The 18,277-nt window shown below is 36.5% G+C and carries 18 protein-coding genes and 1 other annotated feature; of the genes, 3 read left to right on the top strand and 15 right to left on the bottom strand.

Annotated features, from left to right (window positions below; genetic code table 11):
- Positions 1-452: 452 nt before the first annotated feature.
- The 5 genes from AC6CHJ_RS06605 to AC6CHJ_RS06585 form a co-directional block, all read right to left on the bottom strand.
- Positions 453-656, bottom strand: coding sequence for a YbdD/YjiX family protein (locus tag AC6CHJ_RS06605; protein WP_498287737.1), 204 nt, complete (start codon positions 654-656; stop codon positions 453-455).
- Between the two features lie 13 nt (positions 657-669).
- Entirely contained in the window at positions 670-2,721 is a 2,052-nt protein-coding gene (locus AC6CHJ_RS06600; RefSeq protein ID WP_498287735.1) for a carbon starvation CstA family protein, read from the bottom strand.
- Positions 2,722-2,966: 245 nt separating this feature from the next.
- The gene (locus AC6CHJ_RS06595; RefSeq protein ID WP_498287734.1) at positions 2,967-3,878 is read right to left on the bottom strand and encodes a pseudouridine-5'-phosphate glycosidase; all 912 of its coding nucleotides are present in this window, start codon (positions 3,876-3,878) and stop codon (positions 2,967-2,969) included.
- Entirely contained in the window at positions 3,875-4,984 is a 1,110-nt protein-coding gene (locus AC6CHJ_RS06590; RefSeq protein WP_498287732.1) for a carbohydrate kinase, read from the bottom strand. The genes AC6CHJ_RS06595 and AC6CHJ_RS06590 overlap by 4 nt, the downstream gene beginning before the upstream one ends.
- Positions 4,985-5,129: 145 nt before the next feature.
- Positions 5,130-6,512 carry an amino acid permease gene (locus AC6CHJ_RS06585; RefSeq protein ID WP_249775986.1) on the bottom strand — a complete coding sequence of 461 codons (1,383 nt, stop codon included), beginning with the start codon at positions 6,510-6,512 and terminating at the stop codon, positions 5,130-5,132.
- 674 nt (positions 6,513-7,186) lie between these two features.
- Here AC6CHJ_RS06585 and AC6CHJ_RS06580 point away from each other — a divergent pair.
- The gene (locus tag AC6CHJ_RS06580; RefSeq protein ID WP_498287730.1) at positions 7,187-7,735 is read left to right on the top strand and encodes a cysteine hydrolase family protein; all 549 of its coding nucleotides are present in this window, start codon (positions 7,187-7,189) and stop codon (positions 7,733-7,735) included.
- A 46-nt stretch (positions 7,736-7,781) separates the two neighbouring features.
- Here AC6CHJ_RS06580 and AC6CHJ_RS06575 read toward each other — a convergent pair whose 3' ends face one another.
- Positions 7,782-9,221 carry an MDR family MFS transporter gene (locus tag AC6CHJ_RS06575; protein WP_147193517.1) on the bottom strand — a complete coding sequence of 480 codons (1,440 nt, stop codon included), beginning with the start codon at positions 9,219-9,221 and terminating at the stop codon, positions 7,782-7,784.
- 129 nt (positions 9,222-9,350) lie between these two features.
- Between AC6CHJ_RS06575 and mscL the strand changes: the two genes are divergently transcribed.
- Positions 9,351-9,728 (top strand): large conductance mechanosensitive channel protein MscL, encoded by a 378-nt coding sequence (gene mscL / locus AC6CHJ_RS06570; protein ID WP_147193518.1) that lies wholly within the window; start codon positions 9,351-9,353, stop codon positions 9,726-9,728.
- Positions 9,729-9,894: 166 nt separating this feature from the next.
- Here mscL and AC6CHJ_RS06565 read toward each other — a convergent pair whose 3' ends face one another.
- A complete protein-coding gene (locus AC6CHJ_RS06565) occupies positions 9,895-10,491 on the bottom strand; it encodes an SCO family protein (protein WP_147193519.1) in 597 nt (198 codons plus the stop codon).
- A 92-nt stretch (positions 10,492-10,583) separates the two neighbouring features.
- A complete protein-coding gene (locus AC6CHJ_RS06560; protein WP_084246878.1) occupies positions 10,584-10,706 on the bottom strand; it encodes a YvrJ family protein in 123 nt (40 codons plus the stop codon).
- Between the two features lie 236 nt (positions 10,707-10,942).
- Here AC6CHJ_RS06560 and AC6CHJ_RS06555 point away from each other — a divergent pair, with 236 nt between their 5' ends.
- Complete coding sequence (locus AC6CHJ_RS06555) at positions 10,943-11,371, top strand: DUF2621 domain-containing protein (RefSeq protein WP_066786929.1); 429 nt, start codon at positions 10,943-10,945, stop codon at positions 11,369-11,371.
- A gap of 41 nt (positions 11,372-11,412) precedes the next feature.
- Here the strand turns inward: AC6CHJ_RS06555 and AC6CHJ_RS06550 are convergent, their stop codons facing one another.
- The 7 genes from AC6CHJ_RS06550 to AC6CHJ_RS06520 all read right to left on the bottom strand — a co-directional run bounded on the left by AC6CHJ_RS06550 (position 11,413) and on the right by AC6CHJ_RS06520 (position 17,905).
- Complete coding sequence (locus tag AC6CHJ_RS06550; RefSeq protein WP_147193520.1) at positions 11,413-11,913, bottom strand: CcdC family protein; 501 nt, start codon at positions 11,911-11,913, stop codon at positions 11,413-11,415.
- Positions 11,914-11,936: 23 nt separating this feature from the next.
- Positions 11,937-12,296, bottom strand: coding sequence for a response regulator (locus AC6CHJ_RS06545; RefSeq protein ID WP_184117490.1), 360 nt, complete (start codon positions 12,294-12,296; stop codon positions 11,937-11,939).
- 26 nt (positions 12,297-12,322) lie between these two features.
- Positions 12,323-13,033, bottom strand: coding sequence for a cytochrome c biogenesis CcdA family protein (locus AC6CHJ_RS06540; protein ID WP_147193521.1), 711 nt, complete (start codon positions 13,031-13,033; stop codon positions 12,323-12,325).
- A gap of 338 nt (positions 13,034-13,371) precedes the next feature.
- The gene (argH, locus tag AC6CHJ_RS06535; RefSeq protein WP_147193522.1) at positions 13,372-14,763 is read right to left on the bottom strand and encodes an argininosuccinate lyase; all 1,392 of its coding nucleotides are present in this window, start codon (positions 14,761-14,763) and stop codon (positions 13,372-13,374) included.
- Positions 14,760-15,971, bottom strand: a complete 1,212-nt coding sequence (locus AC6CHJ_RS06530) for an argininosuccinate synthase (protein ID WP_147193523.1) — start codon at positions 15,969-15,971, stop codon at positions 14,760-14,762. Before AC6CHJ_RS06530 ends, argH begins: the two co-directional genes overlap by 4 nt.
- Before the next feature lie 247 nt (positions 15,972-16,218).
- On the bottom strand, positions 16,219-16,974 hold the full coding sequence (locus tag AC6CHJ_RS06525) for an SDR family NAD(P)-dependent oxidoreductase (RefSeq protein WP_249775912.1): 756 nt from the start codon (positions 16,972-16,974) through the stop codon (positions 16,219-16,221).
- On the bottom strand, positions 16,961-17,905 hold the full coding sequence (locus AC6CHJ_RS06520; RefSeq protein ID WP_147193525.1) for an MBL fold metallo-hydrolase: 945 nt from the start codon (positions 17,903-17,905) through the stop codon (positions 16,961-16,963). The genes AC6CHJ_RS06525 and AC6CHJ_RS06520 overlap by 14 nt, the downstream gene beginning before the upstream one ends.
- 120 nt (positions 17,906-18,025) lie before the next feature.
- Positions 18,026-18,233: a binding site (T-box leader), on the top strand.
- The last annotated feature ends 44 nt before the right edge of the window (positions 18,234-18,277 follow it).

The following is an 18,277-nucleotide window of genomic DNA, read 5'->3' as shown; positions in this document are numbered from 1 at the left end:
TGTCTGTTTTGACTATTTCTAATATAGTTTGCATGGCTTAGCTAGTTTAATACGCAAACACTTATTATTCAAGCAGCGTATAAAGAGGCAAAGTCTTTACTAATATTCTTGAAATGTTCAAAGATTCGTCGTAAAAACGCTCGAATTTTGTCATATACTAGATACATAGATTATTATAATCATTTTGTATTAGTTGGTCGTTAGACACTTTAAACAAATTACACAATAGCTAGTGTACATTTTTTCTAATAGATTTTCAATTTTTGTTCACTTTGAACAAATCGTTTATTTACAATAACTATCTTAAAGTAATATTTAATTTTGTTTTGTTTACCCGTTTTTGCTAAATTTTACGTAATAAAAACCAAAATATTCTATTATTTGTATAATAAAAGCCTCCAATTCTAAAAGAATTGGAGGCTTCTTAAATTTCTATTTATATAGTTGAAAGCCTAGCAGCAGCGTGAAACTTTACCCTCTTTCCCATTGTAACGTTCTTCCTGCGCTTCGCAGAAAAACTCCTTCCTGCTTTTTATTTGCTGATCTGGATTTGCCTCTATCATATGTTTTACATATGTTTCATAGCTCGGAACTCCAACTAAAAGCGAGATAAATTGATTTCGTTGTTCTAGAACCTTTTTTAAAATAGTTAGCATATTAGCTCCTCCTTTATGCACTTCGTTTATACACGGTTTCATGGAGCGTTACTTTTTTATTACCTAATACTTTGAACCAAATTCGTAGAGCGGAAATAAAGACAGTAATCACGACAATCATAAAGATTGCACAAAGAGCAGCATCTACATAATCATTGACTAAAACTTGACGCATTTGAGCTATAGTAGCTGCTGGTGCCAATACTTCCCCTTTATCAAGCGCATTTTGAAATACTTTCGCATGTGATAAGAAGCCGATTTTAGGGTTGTCATGAAACAGTTTTTGCCACCCCGCTGTCATTGTTACAACTAACAATAGAGTGGTCGGTAACAATGTGACCCATGTGTAAACTTTTTTCCCCATTTTAAAGAGAATAGTTGTTCCCAAGACGAGCGCAATCCCCGCGAGCATTTGGTTGGCGATACCAAATAACGGCCAAAGTGTATTAATTCCACCTAATGGGTCTACAACACCCTGATAGAGGAAATACCCCCACCCTGCAACACATAGTGCCGTAGCAATAATGTTCGGTACCCAGGCATCAGTCTTTGCGAATGGTTTATAGAAGTTCCCTATTAAATCTTGAATGATAAAACGGCCAACCCTAGTACCTGCATCAATAGTTGTCATAATAAACAACGCTTCAAAAAGAATGGCAAAGTGATACCAGAAAGCCATCATAGTCGTTCCGCCAATTACCTTCGAGAATATGACTGCCATTCCGATTGCTAATGTAGGCGCTCCACCCGTTCTTGAAAGAATAGAGGCTTCACCCACCTGATCGGCAAGCCTTGTTAAATCATCAGGAGTCAATTTAAAACCCCAATCACTTATTGTAGCAGCTACAGTAACAGCATCAGTGCCAATTGCAGCTGCAGGGCTGTTGATAGCAAAATAGATACCTGGTGTAAGAACACATGCTGCTATCATGGCCATCACAGCTACAAAAGATTCAGTTAGCATAGCTCCATAGCCGATTGCTCTCGCATGTGATTCACGCTCAATCATTTTTGGAGTAGTACCTGATGAAACTAATGCATGGAACCCTGATACCGATCCACAAGCTATAGTAATAAATAGGAATGGGAAAAGGTTACCTGAAAAGACAGGACCAGTACCATCAATAAATTTGGTTACAGCAGGCATTTCTAATGAAGGAGCTACAATTAATATGCCTAGCGCCAAGCCGGCAATAGTTCCTACTTTTAAAAACGTACTTAAATAATCACGCGGAGCCAGCAAAAGCCAAACCGGCAATACAGAAGCAATAAAACCATAAGCGATCATCATAAGAGCAATTGTTTCGCCTTTAAAGGTAAACATTTGCGCTAACGTTTCATGTTCTGATACATATTGTCCGAAATAAAGAGATAATATTAATAGAATAATACCGATGATTGAACCTTCGCCCACTCTTCCCGGACGGATATACCTCATATAGATCCCCATTAAAATAGCAATAGGAATCGTTGCTGCGATGGTGAACATACCCCAAGGGCTACCCGCTAAAGCCTTAACAACGACTAGAGCCAATACAGCTAATAATATGACCATAATGCCTAAAATTCCTACCATTGCAATAATGCCTGTTACTTTGCCAATTTCATCTTTAATCATTTCACCTAACGATTTTCCGTTGCGTCGCATTGATCCGAATAGAATAATAAAATCTTGAACTGCTCCAGCCACCACAACGCCTACCACAATCCAAAGTGTTCCAGGCAAATAGCCCATTTGTGCAGCTAAAATTGGCCCAACAAGCGGACCCGCTCCTGCAATAGCCGCAAAATGATGTCCAAATAAAACCCATTTATTCGTAGGAACATAGTCTTTTCCATCATTGTTCACTACTGCTGGCGTTTGTCTAGAATCATCGAGCTGAAAAACCTTATTCGCTATAAATTTACTGTAAAAACGATAGGCAATAGCATAAACGCAAAGAGCTGCGGTCAAAATCCATATTGCATTGATACTTTCACCACGTTTTAAAGCAACATAACCAAAACTTATTGCCCCAATAGCAGAAATTACTCCCCATAATATGATGGATCTTAATGCTTTCAATTTTCCTGCCCCCTTATGATTCTAATTCTGTATAAATCTCTTTTTCTCTCATCCTGGCAAAAGATTAATATACAGTTTATTCTGAATTATATAATAATATAATCTGGAAAACAAAATAATTTTAATGTTTATATATATAAAGAAGAAGCTCGACAATTTTAAAACTATTTCTCCAAAATAAAAGGCCTTAATCTTTCAGATTAAGGCCACTCATTTTCTATTCTATTTATCTAATTTGTTAATACTTAAAGTTGATTGTAGTTGACAGCTAGTTTTGCACCAATCACTGCATTATTTTTCACTAATGCAATGTTGGCATCAAGACTTTTACCTTTTGTTAGTTCTTTTACCTTTCCTAATAAGAAAGGAGTTACATTTTTACCCGTAATTTGTTTTTCTTCTGCTTCTTTTAATGCAGATTCAATCACTTCATTAATTACAGATTCGTCCATTGCATATTCTTCAGGAATTGGATTGGCAATAACAGCTCCGCCTTTAAGGCCTAAATCCCATTTCACTTTTAATGTTGAAGCAATTGTCTCTACATCTTCTGCTTTAAAGTTGACGGGGAATTCGCTTTTGCGTGTATAGAAAGCTGGTAGTACGTCCGTGTTATAACCGATTACCGGTACACCTTTTGTTTCAAGATATTCCATAGTTAATCCTAAGTCTAGAATAGATTTAGCTCCAGCACAAACTACTGCCACATTTGTTTGACCCAATTCCTCTAAATCTGCTGAAATATCCATGGTGTTTTCAGCACCTCTATGAGCACCGCCAATACCACCCGTAACAAATATATTGATTCCAGCTACTTCTGCACAAATCATTGTTGCAGCTACAGTAGTTGCTCCAAGTTTTTTTGTAGCAAGCAAATAAGCTAAATCACGGCGTGACGCTTTCGCTACATCTGAGCTCTTGCCGAACATTTCTAATTCCTCATCTGATAGGCCAATTTTTATTTTTCCATCCACTATAGCAATTGTTGCTGGGACTGCCCCATTATCACGGATTATTTGCTCTACTTCACGAGCTGTTTTTACATTCTGCGGATAAGGCATGCCATGAGAGATAATGGTTGACTCTAAAGCCACTACTGGTTTCCCTTGTTCTTTTGCTGCACGTACTTCCTCAGATAAAGTGATGTATTCATTCATGATAATTCCTCCATGTCTTTTTGTAATTGTATTGCGGATAAATTTTGTCTAACCGTATATGGAGATGCTAATGTTTTTGAAGCATTCACACTTGCAGCTCTAGCTATTTCGGTTAAAGGTTTTCCTTCTAGCCAAGAGTAAATTACAGCAGATGAAAACGCATCTCCCGCTCCTGTTACATCAGCAATTTCATCGACTGGGATGGGTGGGATATGTAGGATTCCTTCATTTCTATTACCTATCATAGACCCCTCTTTGCCATTTGTGATGACTACATTAGCAATACCTAAATCTAGCCACTTTTCAACAGCCTTTTTCCAATCTTCATTTGTTTTAATTTCAGTATTAAAGTAAGTTTCCGATTCATCTCGGTTGGTAATTATCCATGATACCCCTGCCAAATCATCTGGCAAGCGATTCATTTTCGGAGATGAAACAGGAATTATTACAATTGGCAAGTTATGACTTTTAGCAAAGCTGCACAAAAATTGGATGGTTTCCTTAGGGCAATTCAAATCTGCCACAATGCATTTGGATTGACTTAATAAAGCTTCATTTTTCAACAGCAAATCAGGCGTGATAGCTTCATATACTTCCATATCTGCAAGGGCTATTATTAATTCACCCTGTGCATCCAAAACAGCAGTATAAGAACCTGTTGCCTTTTCAGGGAATTTAGCTACTGTATCAAGCTTCATATAAAGAGATGATGCGTCTTCAATGAATGACCAATCCATATCAAGACCACTTGCAGATAACAGCGACACATCACAACCAAGTCTTCCTAAATTCTCTGCAATATTACGGGCTACTCCTCCAGCATTTTGGGTAGTGTAACTTGGATTCGAAGTGCCTAGTTGAGCGCTATCTTTGATATGAAATTTACGATCAATATTGGCTCCGCCAACACATATGATTTGTTCGGATTCACTTAAAATATAGGCCCTACCCAAAATATTACCTCGTTTAGTTAAACCAGAAATCATATTAGCAATTGATGGACGCGATAAGCCTAACATCTCTGCAAGCTCTTGCTGCGACACATAAGGATTCTTGCGTATTGCATTCAAAATCAACTGCTCTTTATCAGTTATTTTTTCAGGCATCTTATCACCTTTCAAACATATGTTTATTAACCAAACATTTGTTTAATCATAATATGTTTTCTAGCTGTTGTCAATAAAAATATGAAAGCCTTTTCATTTTAATCAACAAAAAAAGAAGCAGGAATATACCTGCTTCTTTTTATCGTTAATCTTTAAACGTAAAATCCATTTCCTCTGGTTTAACAATTTTAGACTTTCTGACAAATTTATAACCAAAGAACAAGATTAAAAATAATGGGATACCTAGATAAGCTGCTACTACACTTCCCCAGTCAACTTTATCAGCTAAAAAGGCTTGGAAGTTTTGTGCAATAATCACAATTATACCGCATGCAACTGCGAAAATCGGTCCAATCGGGAACCACTTGGCACGATAAGGTAATTCATCTAATGAATGCCCTTGCGCTAAAAATCCTTTCCGGAAACGATAATGGCTCACTGAAATACCTAACCAGAATATAAATCCAGTAATACCAATGGCATTCATTAACCACAAGTAAACAGTTCCATCACCGAAAAATGATGCTAAGAATGCAAGTGCGCCAATTGCACAAGTGAAAATCATACTCACTACTGGTACACCGCGTTTATTTAATTTACCAAAAATTCGAGGTGCTTGTCCCTCCTTCGCCATTGAAAACAGCATACGAGTTGAAGCGTAGACACTTGAATTTCCTGCTGATAATACGGCAGACAATATAACTGCATTCATAAGAGACGCAGCGAAAGCAATCCCTGCTTTTTTCAATACTAATGTAAATGGACTCACCATAACTGAATCATTTTGTAAATTGGCATTTGTATATGGAATTAATAATCCTATTACAAAGATAGCAAAAACGTAGAATAACAAGATCCGCCAAAATACGCTTTTGATTGCTTTAGGAACATTTTTGGCAGGGTCTTCACTTTCCCCTGCTGCTACACCGACAATCTCAGTCCCTTGGAAGGAGAAACCAGCCGCAATAAAGACTACGAATACTCCTAGAATACCTCCTGAGAAAGGCGCGTCCCCCATTGTAAAGTTTTTAAACCCTACTGCTTCGCCACCCATAATTCCGAAAATCATTAAGACTCCGACAATTAAGAAAATAACAATAGCACTAACTTTGATTAACGATAGCCAATACTCACCTTCACCATAGCCTTTAACTGATAAATAATTTAGCAAGAATATAATAGCTAAAAATGCGCCGCTCCAGATCCATGAGGGGCTATCCGGAAACCAAAATTTCATAATCATTGTAGATGCGGTCAATTCCGCAGCAATTGTCATTGCCCAGTTAAACCAATACAACCAACCTATTGAAAATCCAAAAGCAGGGTCAACAAACTTGGAGGCGTATGAACTAAACGATCCACTTGTTGGCATATATGCAGCCATTTCTCCTAAGCTTGTCATAACAAAATAGACCATTGCTCCAACTAACATATAACCGAGCAGCGCTCCACCTGGCCCTGCTGTATGAATGGCTGAACCACTGCTTAAAAATAAACCAGTACCAATCGCACCGCCAATTGAAATCATTGTCAGATGGCGAGATTTTAATTTTCTCTTTAAATGTGTTTCTTCCTGTGCTCCCGCAGATATTTCCCCTTGTTTAACCAACACTTTTTGTTCATCTTGTTGCAAAGTCAATCAGAACACCCCTTTGTAAGCGGTAACATTTATTAGTATGAGGCTTTAAAGCAGCAAATTTGCTAATCATTGTGTTCTACAAATATAGTTTTCAAACCGCTATACAATAAAGCGACCTAAAATAAAGTGTCAGCCTACTGATTTCTAAAACTTTATACTAGAAATATAATTTAAAATTGTCGAAAGTGTCAATGTTTTTTTCGACAACTTTCGCTTCTCCATAAATATAACCTTATAAAAAAAGCTTCCCTTGCGCAGTAATCTGCATAAGAAAAGCCTAGAAGATCATCTTTTATTCATGTTTATTTTAATGAATCGGGATTTCGATAAAATCAAAAGCAAGATTTAGAAAGAAGATAGAATGTATAAAAACAAAGAGCAATGCTTGCTTATTTAACTTTTTTCCTACAGTTTGATCCATTAGCTCCAACACCCTTCTTGTTTTTTGTTATTATAGTCTAGAAAATATAAATATGCAAAATATTTTTTATTTTGAGTTTTTTCGTAATTACCCTTCAATTATGTCATGATATATGTAAAGACACAAAGGAGCTGTTTATTAAATGGAGAAAGCATTAATTATTATTGACTATACGTATGATTTTGTAGCTACAGATGGGTTGCTTACTTGTGGAGACCCTGGACAAATGATTGAAGAAAAGATGATTGAACACATTAATGAATTTGTAAACAAAGGAGAGCTAGTGATTTTTGCTTGTGATTTGCATGAAGAAAATGATCAATTCCATCCAGAAACTGCACTTTTTCCTTCTCATAATATAAGGGGAACAAAAGGCAGAGAATTATACCATAGCGTCCAGACTCTGTACGAAGAGATAAAACACCTGCCTAATGTCAAATGGATGGACAAAACACGTTATAGCTCTTTTGCCGGAACCAATTTGGAACTGCTATTACGAGAAAGAAAAATTAATGAATTATATTTGGCTGGCGTGTGTACAGATATCTGTGTATTACATACAGCTGTCGATGCTTACAATTTAGGATATCACCTCCATATTTATTCTGATGCAGTTGCAAGCTTTAACGAAGATGGCCATAAATGGGCTCTAAGACACTTCAAAGAAGCTTTGGGCGCGAATGTTTTATAAAAAAAGAACCCATTAAACAATTACTCGTTTAATGGGTTTCTTTTTGTTATGCTTCGGTTTTTCTTTTAGCGATAAAGATGGAGAAAATAAATCCTATAATCGCAAAAATAAACGCCCCTGTATAAACAGAGTGAATGCCGCCAGCTATAATATTTATAATACTTTCGATTTGTTCTGGCGAAAATAACTTCGTGTCAAATGTACCGTTTAAATTGATATGGCTTGCATGCATGTCAGCAAGTTTACTACTTGTAGCAGTATTGAACAGTACACCAAAAACTGCTGCACCAATAGATTGGCTAAATGTATTCGTGAACGAATTCAAACCTATTCCAATTCCAAACTGTTCTTTTTTTACAGAGGCTTGTACTGTAATAATTAGCATTGGTGCGATAAAACCCATGCCAAGTCCTAAAAGCCCTGTTGATAGATAGACAAATAACGGTTGTGTTGTAGAAGATAAGAACATCAGCATAAATGTCGCAATCAATAAAAAGACAGTACCTGTCATAATGTTTGTTTTACTTGTAACACGTCCAATTAAATTACCTGCAATGATGGCGCCAACTGTCCACATCACTGATAACGGCGTTAGCATTAAACCAGCTGCAGTAGCGTTTTTTCCTAAAACAGCTTGTGCATATACTGGCAAGTATGCCGATAAGCTAATGACGATACCAAAGCAAAATAACGTCAAGCCATTAACTATATTTAACTTCTTATTTTTAAATAATGAAAGTGGGATAATTGGCTCACTTGCCCGTCTCTCAACAGCAATAAATAAACCTAAGAATAATAAAGCTAGAATGTACATAATAATTTGTTTGACTGTAAGCCATTCTTGTGTATTACTCCCTGTAATCAGAGCATATAGCAAGGAGACCATTCCAACAGAGAAAAGAAATGCCCCAGCATAGTCGATTGAGCGTTTGACAATTACACGTTCTTCTTCATAGTATTTAGCAATTAAAAATATAGCACCGAGTCCAAATGGTATATTTAGCAAGAAGATAAAGTGCCATGTTAATTGATCGACTATGAAGCCCCCAATCAACGGACCTACAACTCCGGCAACTCCCCATACCATACTGATATATCCTTGTCCTTTTGCGCGTTTTTTCTCTGTTTCGAAGAGTTCGCCAACAATAGTTAAGGTAATCGGTAAAATGGATCCTGCTCCAATCCCTTGAATAGCACGGAAGATAATGAGCATTTCCATTGAAGTCGCGATACCACACAATAAGGAACCTAATAAGAAAATACTAATACCTATCATGATCATTCTTTTTCGGCCAAATAAATCTGCTAATTTACCAAAAATAATAGCGGCAATCGCGGATGTTAGTAAATAAGCAGAATAAATCCAACTAATAAGTTCAGCCCCTGAGAGGTCTGAGGTAATACTTGGAATGGCAGTCGATACGATTGTCCCTTCAATCGCTGCCAGCGCCGTTGCTAATAAGACAGCGGCAAAAACTTTATTCATATATACAACCTCTATTCTAATAAATAATCGTCAAATATTAATATTATCATGAAATAAGTGTTTTACCTAGAGGTGAATTACTAGATTTGATATGATGGGTGTGACTTTAAATAGAAAGAGGAAATTAGTTTGTGGGAAGATTTTAAGAAGTTTGCTTTAAAGGGTAATGTCATACAGTTAGCTATAGGGGTAATAATCGGTGGAGCTTTTAGCAAGATTGTCTCTTCTTTAGTGAATGATATTATTATGCCGATTTTTGCACTTTTCCTTGGAAAAGTAGAATTTAAAGAGTTACATTACCATAAAATCATGTATGGTGTTTTTATTCAAAATGTTGTAGATTTCTTTATTATCGCTTTTTCCATCTTTTTCGTGACAAAAATAGCCTCGAAACTTGAATTTCGTAAAAAAGAAGAAACAGCAGATGATGTACCAGTGGAGACTACAGAAGATGTTTTGAAAGACATAAGAGATTTGCTAAAAGAAAATCAAAAAAAGAATACTTAAATGGAACAGGAAAGGCGAACATATACAATCTGACTTATATGATTCGTCTTTTATTTATACTTGGGGTTTAGTAAGAAATAAAGAAAACCCAATCCACGCGCCATTTTTACGCGATGATTGGGTTCAATTTGGTTTTAAAATATTTATAAAGATAATTTCAATTTAATTATTTTCCATCTTCAATGATTGTTTCCATATCTACAGCAATCGTATCATATGGTACTTCTTTATAACCACTATAACTCTTAACAACGACGCCTTCTTGGTTAACTAGGAAAAAACTTGACCCGTGAATTACTTGATTGGAGTTAGGATCATCTTTGACAAATGTTTTAAAGGATTTAAGTGCAAGATTAGCAATATCATCTTGTGAGTACCCTGTAAGTAGGTCCCATTTAGAAGTGTCTGGAACAGGATATTGTTTTAAATATTTTTTAAGCTTTTCAGGTGTATCTGTTTTAGGGTCCACACTAAAGCCGACAATATTATAATCCTTTAATCCCTTTTCTTTAAAATCCTTTTGAATCGCTGTCATATTCATAGTCATCGGTGGACACACTGTTGTACAGCTCGTAAAGATAAACATGGCAAGCCAAGGTTTTCCCTTTAAGCTGTCGAGTGAAACTTTCTCACCATTTTGGTTGGTATAGTTAAAATTTTGTACTTTCCAATCTGTTTCAGCCTTAAAATTGCCACCGCCGCATGCAGATAATAAAATCGCCGATACGATTAATAAGCATGGTAAGAATAGTATTTTTTTCATATAACTTTCACCTCATGTACGATATTCCTAACTAAATTGTATCATAGAATAGACTCGCACAAAAAAATTCTTTGGTCAACTTTGTGAATCTTCTACTTCAAATCTAAGAGTGCCTCGTGAATTGCTTGTAACTTGGTTTCCACTCGATGCATGAGATAGAATGACACAAAAATAGGGAAACCTATTTCTTGTATGAGTGAGACCCATTCAGCCAACGCATTTCCTCCTCCCTTATTAAAGCTCCTACCTCTTTAACACAAATAGCTTCTTTAATTCTTTAACGGAAAATCACTCTCCATCCATTGAGCAACTTAACTTTCCTGAAGTTCAATTATAAAAGGTATTCAATTACTCCCCCTCCTTATTTCCTATATAGACATTTCTAGTGAAAAGGAGACTAATAGATGCAAATTTATTACTTTCCTTTTATAATGGTGATGAGGTGAATAGTGTGTTAAACGGCTGGTTTTTAGTCTTTATATTATTTTGGGTAGTTGTACTCGTTGGTCTATTTGCTATTGGTGGTTTTTTCATGTTCCGCAAGTTTTTAAAATCTATGCCAAAAGATGATGGCAAATCCACACTAGATTGGCAAGATTACTATGTACAAAAAACTTTGCACATGTGGCAGCCAGAAGAAAAAGCGTTGCTAAATGAGCTAGTAAGCCCAGTTCCAGATTTATTCCGAGATGTAGCAAAACAAAAGATAGCTGGAAAAATTGGTGAGCTTGCTCTTGAAGAAAGAGCAAAAAAAATTAACATGGACCTCATCATTAGAGGATACATACAGGCCTCACCGAAAAGGGATCATAAGTTTTTGCGCAAAAAACTTAATCAAATGCAAATTGATATATCCCCATACGAAGATATTTTAGAATAACAAAAGGTTCTTTTCCTTTAGGGAAAAGAACCTTTTGTTATTTATGGCTGTTGCTGTAAATGTAATTGTTTTTCCAACTTTTTGTATTGGATCAACATAGCTATACGCCAAGGTGCAATCATAGAGTATGCAAGCAAGAAGAAAATTCCTCCAAGCTCTCCTAAATGGATAGTGTTGCTTAAATAAACTTTAACAACAGTTCGTATTATCAACAACCCTATTAAAATAAAGAAGAAAGCTTTTGATGGTTTTAGATATACATCTCCATCGACAATATGGAATTTAGAAGTAGCAATCAATACTGTTGAAAAAATCACTCCAACTATAACTACCTCAAATACTTGCGGCCACGGCACTCGGAAATAATCAAAACAAAACATTAAAGCACCTGTAGACATAGCAATTGGCGGTATAATTATCTTCCTTGCACTTGCAGGCTTTTTAGCAGATCTTGCACGGATAAACATCATCATGATGCCCATGAATACGACAGCCACTGTTGAGCCTACCAACATATATTGAGAAGGTATGGATTGTAGCATAAAGGTCACCTATCTTTTAATAATTATTCGGTCATTTGACGTATAGTTGCGGCTAAACGTTCCCTCTCAAAAGGTTTAATAACAAAATCCTTTGCTCCATATTTCAGCGCTTGAAGGATCAATTTTTGTTGGCCTAATGCACTTACCATACAAATTTTAGCATTAGGATCTTCTTTTATGATTTCTTTCGTTGCTTCCAAACCAGACATAATAGGCATTGTCACATCCATCGTGACAATATCAGGGTTCAACTTAAGGTATTGCTCAATTGCTTCTTTGCCATTTACTGCTTCACCAACAACTTGAAATCCCGCTTCTACTAGCATGCCTGATATCGCTTGACGCATGAATGCTGCGTCATCTACTACTAAGACTGTTGACACCTTTTCACCCCATCACCATTCCTAAACTAGAATCCTTGGAAACCACCAAATAGTGGCGATATTAACCGGTTAAAATAAGTCATACCATCGAAAAATAGAACTATGCCGACTACTATCATAATATAGCCGCCGACTTTAACGATTTTTTGGCTATTTCTTCTAATCCAATTCATACGAGAAATAAAGAACGAAAGAACAAAGAAAGGAATAGAAAAGCCTAAAACATAAGCCAACATATACCAAATCGCTGAATCTGGATGGGTAGAACCCAATAGCATAATAGACCCCAGAATTGGACCGGTACATGGAGTCCATCCAGCCGCAAATACTAACCCAATTAGTATAGACCCAATGTATCCTGATGGTCTACTTTTTAACTCAAATTTACGGTCTTTCATTAAAAATTTTGGTGTAAAGATGCCAGTAATCACTAAACCAAAAACAACGATAAGAATTCCGCCTACTTGGCGTATTAACTCATCATATCTTACGAATATACCTTTCACAAATGAAGCTCCAAAGCCTAAAGCGATGAAAATCATTGAAAATCCAATTAAGAAAAAGACAGTATGCAAAATAGCTCTTCTTTGCATCATTCCTTTTTGACTCTTTAGCTGATCAAAGGATACACCTGTTATGTAAGATAAAAACGCTGGATAAAGAGGCAGCGTGCACGGCGAAATAAAGCTTAAAAATCCAGCTCCAAACGCCAGAAAAACATTAACGTCAGTATTCATTTATGTACGTCGCTCCTTTTGATTATTGTTTCTATCGTAACAAACTTTGTACGAAATAACATAAATTTAGGGTGTGACATATTTTTGAACTTTGTGATGATACACCTATTGATTTAAGTTATAGTTGTTAAAACGCTTGCTATAGAGAAGGCTTTTCTCGTTTTAACACAATACTTTTTGGCCCTCATTTGGATACTTTCCACAGAATATTTCAATACTTGGGCAATCTATTGCTATTATTATAAGGCGGAATGACAAGAAAAGGGAAGTCTTTTTGGTGCAATATCTTGAAATCGAAGAAAAACCAGCCCCCCATTGGAAACTGGTCGTGATTTTCATTACATACTTATTAGAGAACTTAAGATATCTTGTGCTTTTTCAATTTGCTTCCGAACTTCTTCAAATCCTGTTCCACCCTGAGAGTTACGGCGACTAACTGCTGTTTCAGGAGCTAATACTTTGAATACATCGCTTTCAATAAGAGGGCTCGCTTGTTGCATCTCTTCTAATGATAAATCCAGTAAAAAATTGCTATGTTCTATACAGTAATATACTAACTTACCCGTAATTTCGTGTGCTTCCCTAAATGGCAAACCTTTTGTCACTAAATAATCTGCCAATTCGGTAGCATTTGAAAAATCATTATGAACTGCTTTATTTAAACTATCTTGGTTTATGTTCATAGTACGAATCATTCCCTCAAATATACGCAGTGAGCCAGTAATTGTATGAAGTGTATCAAACATGCCTTCTTTGTCTTCTTGCAAATCTTTATTGTAAGCAAGTGGCAAGCCTTTCATTACCGTTAGCAAACCGATTAAATTGCCATATACACGGCCTGTTTTTCCCCTTATTAACTCTGCCATGTCTGGATTCTTTTTCTGCGGCATAATACTCGAGCCAGTTGAAAAAGAGTCATCTAATTCAATAAATCTGAATTCCTCGCTCGACCAAAGAATAATTTCTTCCGCCAATCTAGATAAATGTGTCATCAGCATTGAGCTATTGCTTAAAAATTCGATTATGAAATCACGGTCGCTTACAGCATCTATGCTATTTTGGTAAATATCTGAGAATCCCAATAGATTTGCAGTCAACTCTCTATCAATTGGAAATGTAGTTCCAGCCAAAGCTCCTGCTCCTAGAGGTGATAGATCAATTCTGCTGATTGACTCACTAAACCGTGACTTATCTCTTTCAAGCATCCAAAAATAGGCCATTAAATGATGCGCAAACGAGATAGGCTGAGCACGTTGCAAATGAGTATAACCAGGAGCTATCGTTTCAATATGTTCTTTTGACTTTTCAATAATTGTATTTTGCAAAGATATGATAAGAGCAATTGTTTTCTTTACGTGTCTTTTTAAAAACAGATGCATATCCGTTGCAACTTGGTCATTTCTACTTCGTCCCGTATGCAATTTTCCACCTACAGGGCCTACAATATCGATTAGCATTTTTTCTAGATTTAGATGAATATCTTCTTGCTCAACGGAATAGTGGAGCTCATTTTCTTCTGCCTTCTTCTGTAGTGTATGAAGGCCCTTTTTGATAGCGACAACTTCTTCGTGGTTAAGAATTCCCGTAGTACCGAGCATCGTTACATGGGCAATACTTCCTTCCAAATCTTCCAAGACTAATTCTTGATCGAAGCTGATGGATGCGCCGAATTCATCTACCCATTGTTCGGCTGATTTTTGGAAGCGCCCTCCCCATAGCTTGCTGCTCATACTTGCACCTTCTTAGTTTCCTTGTTGTTGATCATAGCATTAACTTTTGTAGGAAGACCAAATAACTCAATAAATCCAATCGCTGAATTATGATTAAAAGCATCATCTTTTGTATACGTAGCTAGCTTTTCATCATATAAAGAGTTAGGTGATTTACGACCTTCTACAATTGCATGACCTTTAAACAATTTAACGCGTACGGTGCCGTTAACAAACTTCTGCGTTTCTTTAATAAAGGCTTCTATGGCAATACGTAATGGTGAGAACCAAAGACCTTCATAAATTAATTCGGTTAACTTCTTCTCGACTACTGGTTTGAAATGAGCCAATTCTTTTACCAGCGTTAAATCTTCTAATTCTTTATGCGCAAGAAGAAGAGTGTGAGCACCAGGCACTTCATATACCTCACGTGATTTAATACCAACTAAACGATTTTCCACATGGTCAATGCGTCCAACTCCATGTTTGCCTGCTAGTTCATTTAGTTTTAAAATCAGATCTGCCAACTTATACTCTACTCCATCGATTGCAACAGGTACTCCTTTTACAAATTCAATTTCTAATGTATCTGCTGTTTCAGGCGCATCTTCTAGGGATACAGTCAACTCATACGCATCTTCTGGCGGTGCTGCCCAAGGATCTTCTAATATGCCACATTCATTTGCACGTCCCCAGAGATTTTGATCGATTGAAAAGGGGCTATCTAAATTGATAGGAATAGGAATGTTTTTAGATTTTGCATAATCAATCTCTTCCTCTCTACTCCATGCCCATTCTCTCACAGGCGCCAATACTTCTAAATCTGGGTTTAAAGATTGTATAGATACTTCAAAACGAACTTGGTCGTTCCCTTTCCCTGTACAACCATGTGCCACTGCAGTTGCTCCTGTTTTTTCTGCAATTTCAACGAGTTTTTTTGAAATAAGCGGTCTTGATAATGCTGATACAAGCGGATATTTTTGTTCATACCATGTATGACCTTGTAATGAGAGGAGCGCATATTCCTCTGCAAATTCATCTTTCGCATCTACCATATACGACTCTGAAGCACCGACCTCGAGTGCTTTGTTCTTTACAAAATCCAAGTCCTTACCTTCCCCTACATCTAAACAACAAGCAACCACTTCATATCCTTTGTCCTTCAACCATTGGATTGCTACAGATGTATCCAAGCCTCCTGAATAAGCTAATACTACTTTTTTTGACATTGCCCATTCCTCCTTTATGTATTTTTATACATATTTATTTTATATTTATGCATTTATGTTAACATGTAATATTTATTAATTCAAGTGAATGTTCATGCATTTTAATAAATTATTTGTTTTTTCACTTGAATCAGTCTTTTTTACTCAAATTTCATTCAGTACTATCCACATAGGAAATCTTCATTTTCAAAACACAAAAATAGCGGTAATACGTATAGTACGTATCACCGCTATAAGAATAAAACTCTTACTTTTTATAAAAAAAACTCTTCCCCAGCTTCTCAATCAACGCCGGTGCTACAGCATAAAATTTGCTTGTAATGCCCATAACTCTCGGCAAATTGACTTCCCTAATTCTTGTTCCTATTGTACGGATTGTAGCATCCGCCACTTTCTCAGGTTGGAGTAATATGTTTTTCATAGCACTCCTATAGGAGGCTGTACGGTCCGCTTTATCTAGAAACGGTGTATCAATAGGACCTGGATGTATACAGGTTACAGCAATGCAATAGGGTTTCAGCTCCATTCGCAATGCATTAGTATAACCAATGAGTGCATGTTTTGTCGCTGCATAGATAGCGGACTTTGGAGTTGCTACTTTCCCTGCTTGCGAGCCTATATAAATCAGCTGACCGTATCCTTTTTCTTCTTTCATTTTTGCAGCTAAATACTTCGTTAATAAAATGGGTGCCTGTACGTTCACTGAAATCATGTCCATAATATCCTGATTCTCTGTTTCTGTGGCATACTCAAATGTACCAATACCAGCTGAAAAAATTGCAACATCTAGCTCTGGCAACTGATTTACTAACCCCAACACACCTTCTGCATTTGATAAATCACTTTGTATTACGGTAATACCTTTTGAACGGATCTCTTCTAAAGCCGATAAATTTCGGCCTGTTGCAATTATATTATCACCACGTTCAGCAAGCTTTAATGCAATGAGACGTCCTACTCCAGACGTTGCACCAGTAACCAAAATGGTTTTATTTTTTTTCATACCAAAATACTCCATTGGAATCCGTTTCTTCTCTAATTAACTCACAATCTAGCAAATAATCGATTTGACCGATTGTTTGGGAAAGGGTCAGACCCAGTTGTGATTCATAATGTGTAGGGAAGATTATTTTAGTCAGCTCAAATGTATTTTGAGGCTTTCCTTCTAATAAACTTAATACTTTCATTGCTCGAAGATGCTGCTTTTCAAGCCTTGCATTCACTAGTTCTGAAACATTATGAATATCGCCACCATGTCCACTGTATAGGACATCTATTGGTAATGTTAATAGTTTTTTCAATGAATTGTTATATTGTAACAATGACTTAGCTCTTTTAGACTTTGGATTCAACGGTGGTTCTATTAACGGATTAGAAGCGATACGATCCAGGAGCAGGTCACCACCAAAAATACATCTTTTCTTTTCGTTCCAAAAAGCAAAATGACTTTGTGCATGACCTAGTGTTTCTATTGCAACGAGTCCAGGATGACCTGGTATTTCATCTCCTTCATGAATAAGGTCGGTCAAAGTACGCTCCCCAAGCATTTCTATCGAACGAGTCATTTTTTTAACCCATCCAAAGTATTTTTCTGGTACCCCTTCCTCTTTCATCCGATCGAGGTAAAAATCATAATGTGAATTAAGGAAAACGGGGTCACGTCGTAGCCACGCATCTATATAAACATGCCCTAATACTTTGGCGTTAGGAAATGCATCAATTAAACCAATATGGTCTGGATGGTGATGCGTTAGAATTACTTGTTCAATATCAGTCATTTGATAACCGGCATTTTTTATTCCCGCTTCCATTGCTTCTAAAGCAACACTTGTTTTGGTTCCTACATCAATAATGGAAAGCGCATCATCTTTTAGTAAATATGAGTTAACCGTTCCTTCTGGGTATGGAACAGGTGTCGTTATTTTTTGTATCATACCAAAACCCCTTTTGCTTAAATGAATTACTATTCACTTTATTGTATCTCTTTTTAGAGGAATCGTCATTCATTTGATTTGACAGATTTAACAATTTTGCCTATAATCTCATTTACATATCTAAAAGCGAAGACGAAGAATAGTACACAGAAAATTTGTTTCAAGAGAATGCGGCCCCGTGCTGAAAGCTGCATATTCAAATTTCTTTGGAACCTGCTTCCGAGCTGCTATGCAAACATAGCCGTAACTCTGCGATAAAGGGCAATAGTTGTGCTGCACTCGCAGCGAAACAAGGTGGTACCGCGGATTTTGCATTTTCGTCCTTTTTAGTTAGGATGAAAATGCTTTTTTATTTGCAAGTATAATTTCCGC

Source organism: Rummeliibacillus sp. GQ308, assembly GCF_059759115.1.
The sequence above is the reverse complement of the archived record's forward strand: the minus strand, read 5'-3'. Positions and strand labels throughout refer to the sequence as shown.

Coding starts and splice junctions, on each gene's coding strand:
- AC6CHJ_RS06605 (WP_498287737.1), bottom strand. CDS start 656: ATGCTAACTATTTTAAAAAAGGTTCTAGAACAACGAAATCAATTTATC.
- AC6CHJ_RS06595 (WP_498287734.1), bottom strand. CDS start 3,878: ATGAATGAATACATCACTTTATCTGAGGAAGTACGTGCAGCAAAAGAA.
- AC6CHJ_RS06590 (WP_498287732.1), bottom strand. CDS start 4,984: ATGCCTGAAAAAATAACTGATAAAGAGCAGTTGATTTTGAATGCAATA.
- AC6CHJ_RS06585 (WP_249775986.1), bottom strand. CDS start 6,512: ATGATTTCAATTGGCGGTGCGATTGGTACTGGTTTATTTTTAAGCAGT.
- AC6CHJ_RS06580 (WP_498287730.1), top strand. CDS start 7,187: ATGGAGAAAGCATTAATTATTATTGACTATACGTATGATTTTGTAGCT.
- AC6CHJ_RS06575 (WP_147193517.1), bottom strand. CDS start 9,221: ATGAATAAAGTTTTTGCCGCTGTCTTATTAGCAACGGCGCTGGCAGCG.
- AC6CHJ_RS06565 (WP_147193519.1), bottom strand. CDS start 10,491: ATGAAAAAAATACTATTCTTACCATGCTTATTAATCGTATCGGCGATT.
- AC6CHJ_RS06550 (WP_147193520.1), bottom strand. CDS start 11,913: ATGCTACAATCCATACCTTCTCAATATATGTTGGTAGGCTCAACAGTG.
- AC6CHJ_RS06540 (WP_147193521.1), bottom strand. CDS start 13,033: ATGAATACTGACGTTAATGTTTTTCTGGCGTTTGGAGCTGGATTTTTA.
- argH (WP_147193522.1), bottom strand. CDS start 14,763: ATGAGCAGCAAGCTATGGGGAGGGCGCTTCCAAAAATCAGCCGAACAA.
- AC6CHJ_RS06530 (WP_147193523.1), bottom strand. CDS start 15,971: ATGTCAAAAAAAGTAGTATTAGCTTATTCAGGAGGCTTGGATACATCT.
- AC6CHJ_RS06525 (WP_249775912.1), bottom strand. CDS start 16,974: ATGAAAAAAAATAAAACCATTTTGGTTACTGGTGCAACGTCTGGAGTA.
- AC6CHJ_RS06520 (WP_147193525.1), bottom strand. CDS start 17,905: ATGATACAAAAAATAACGACACCTGTTCCATACCCAGAAGGAACGGTT.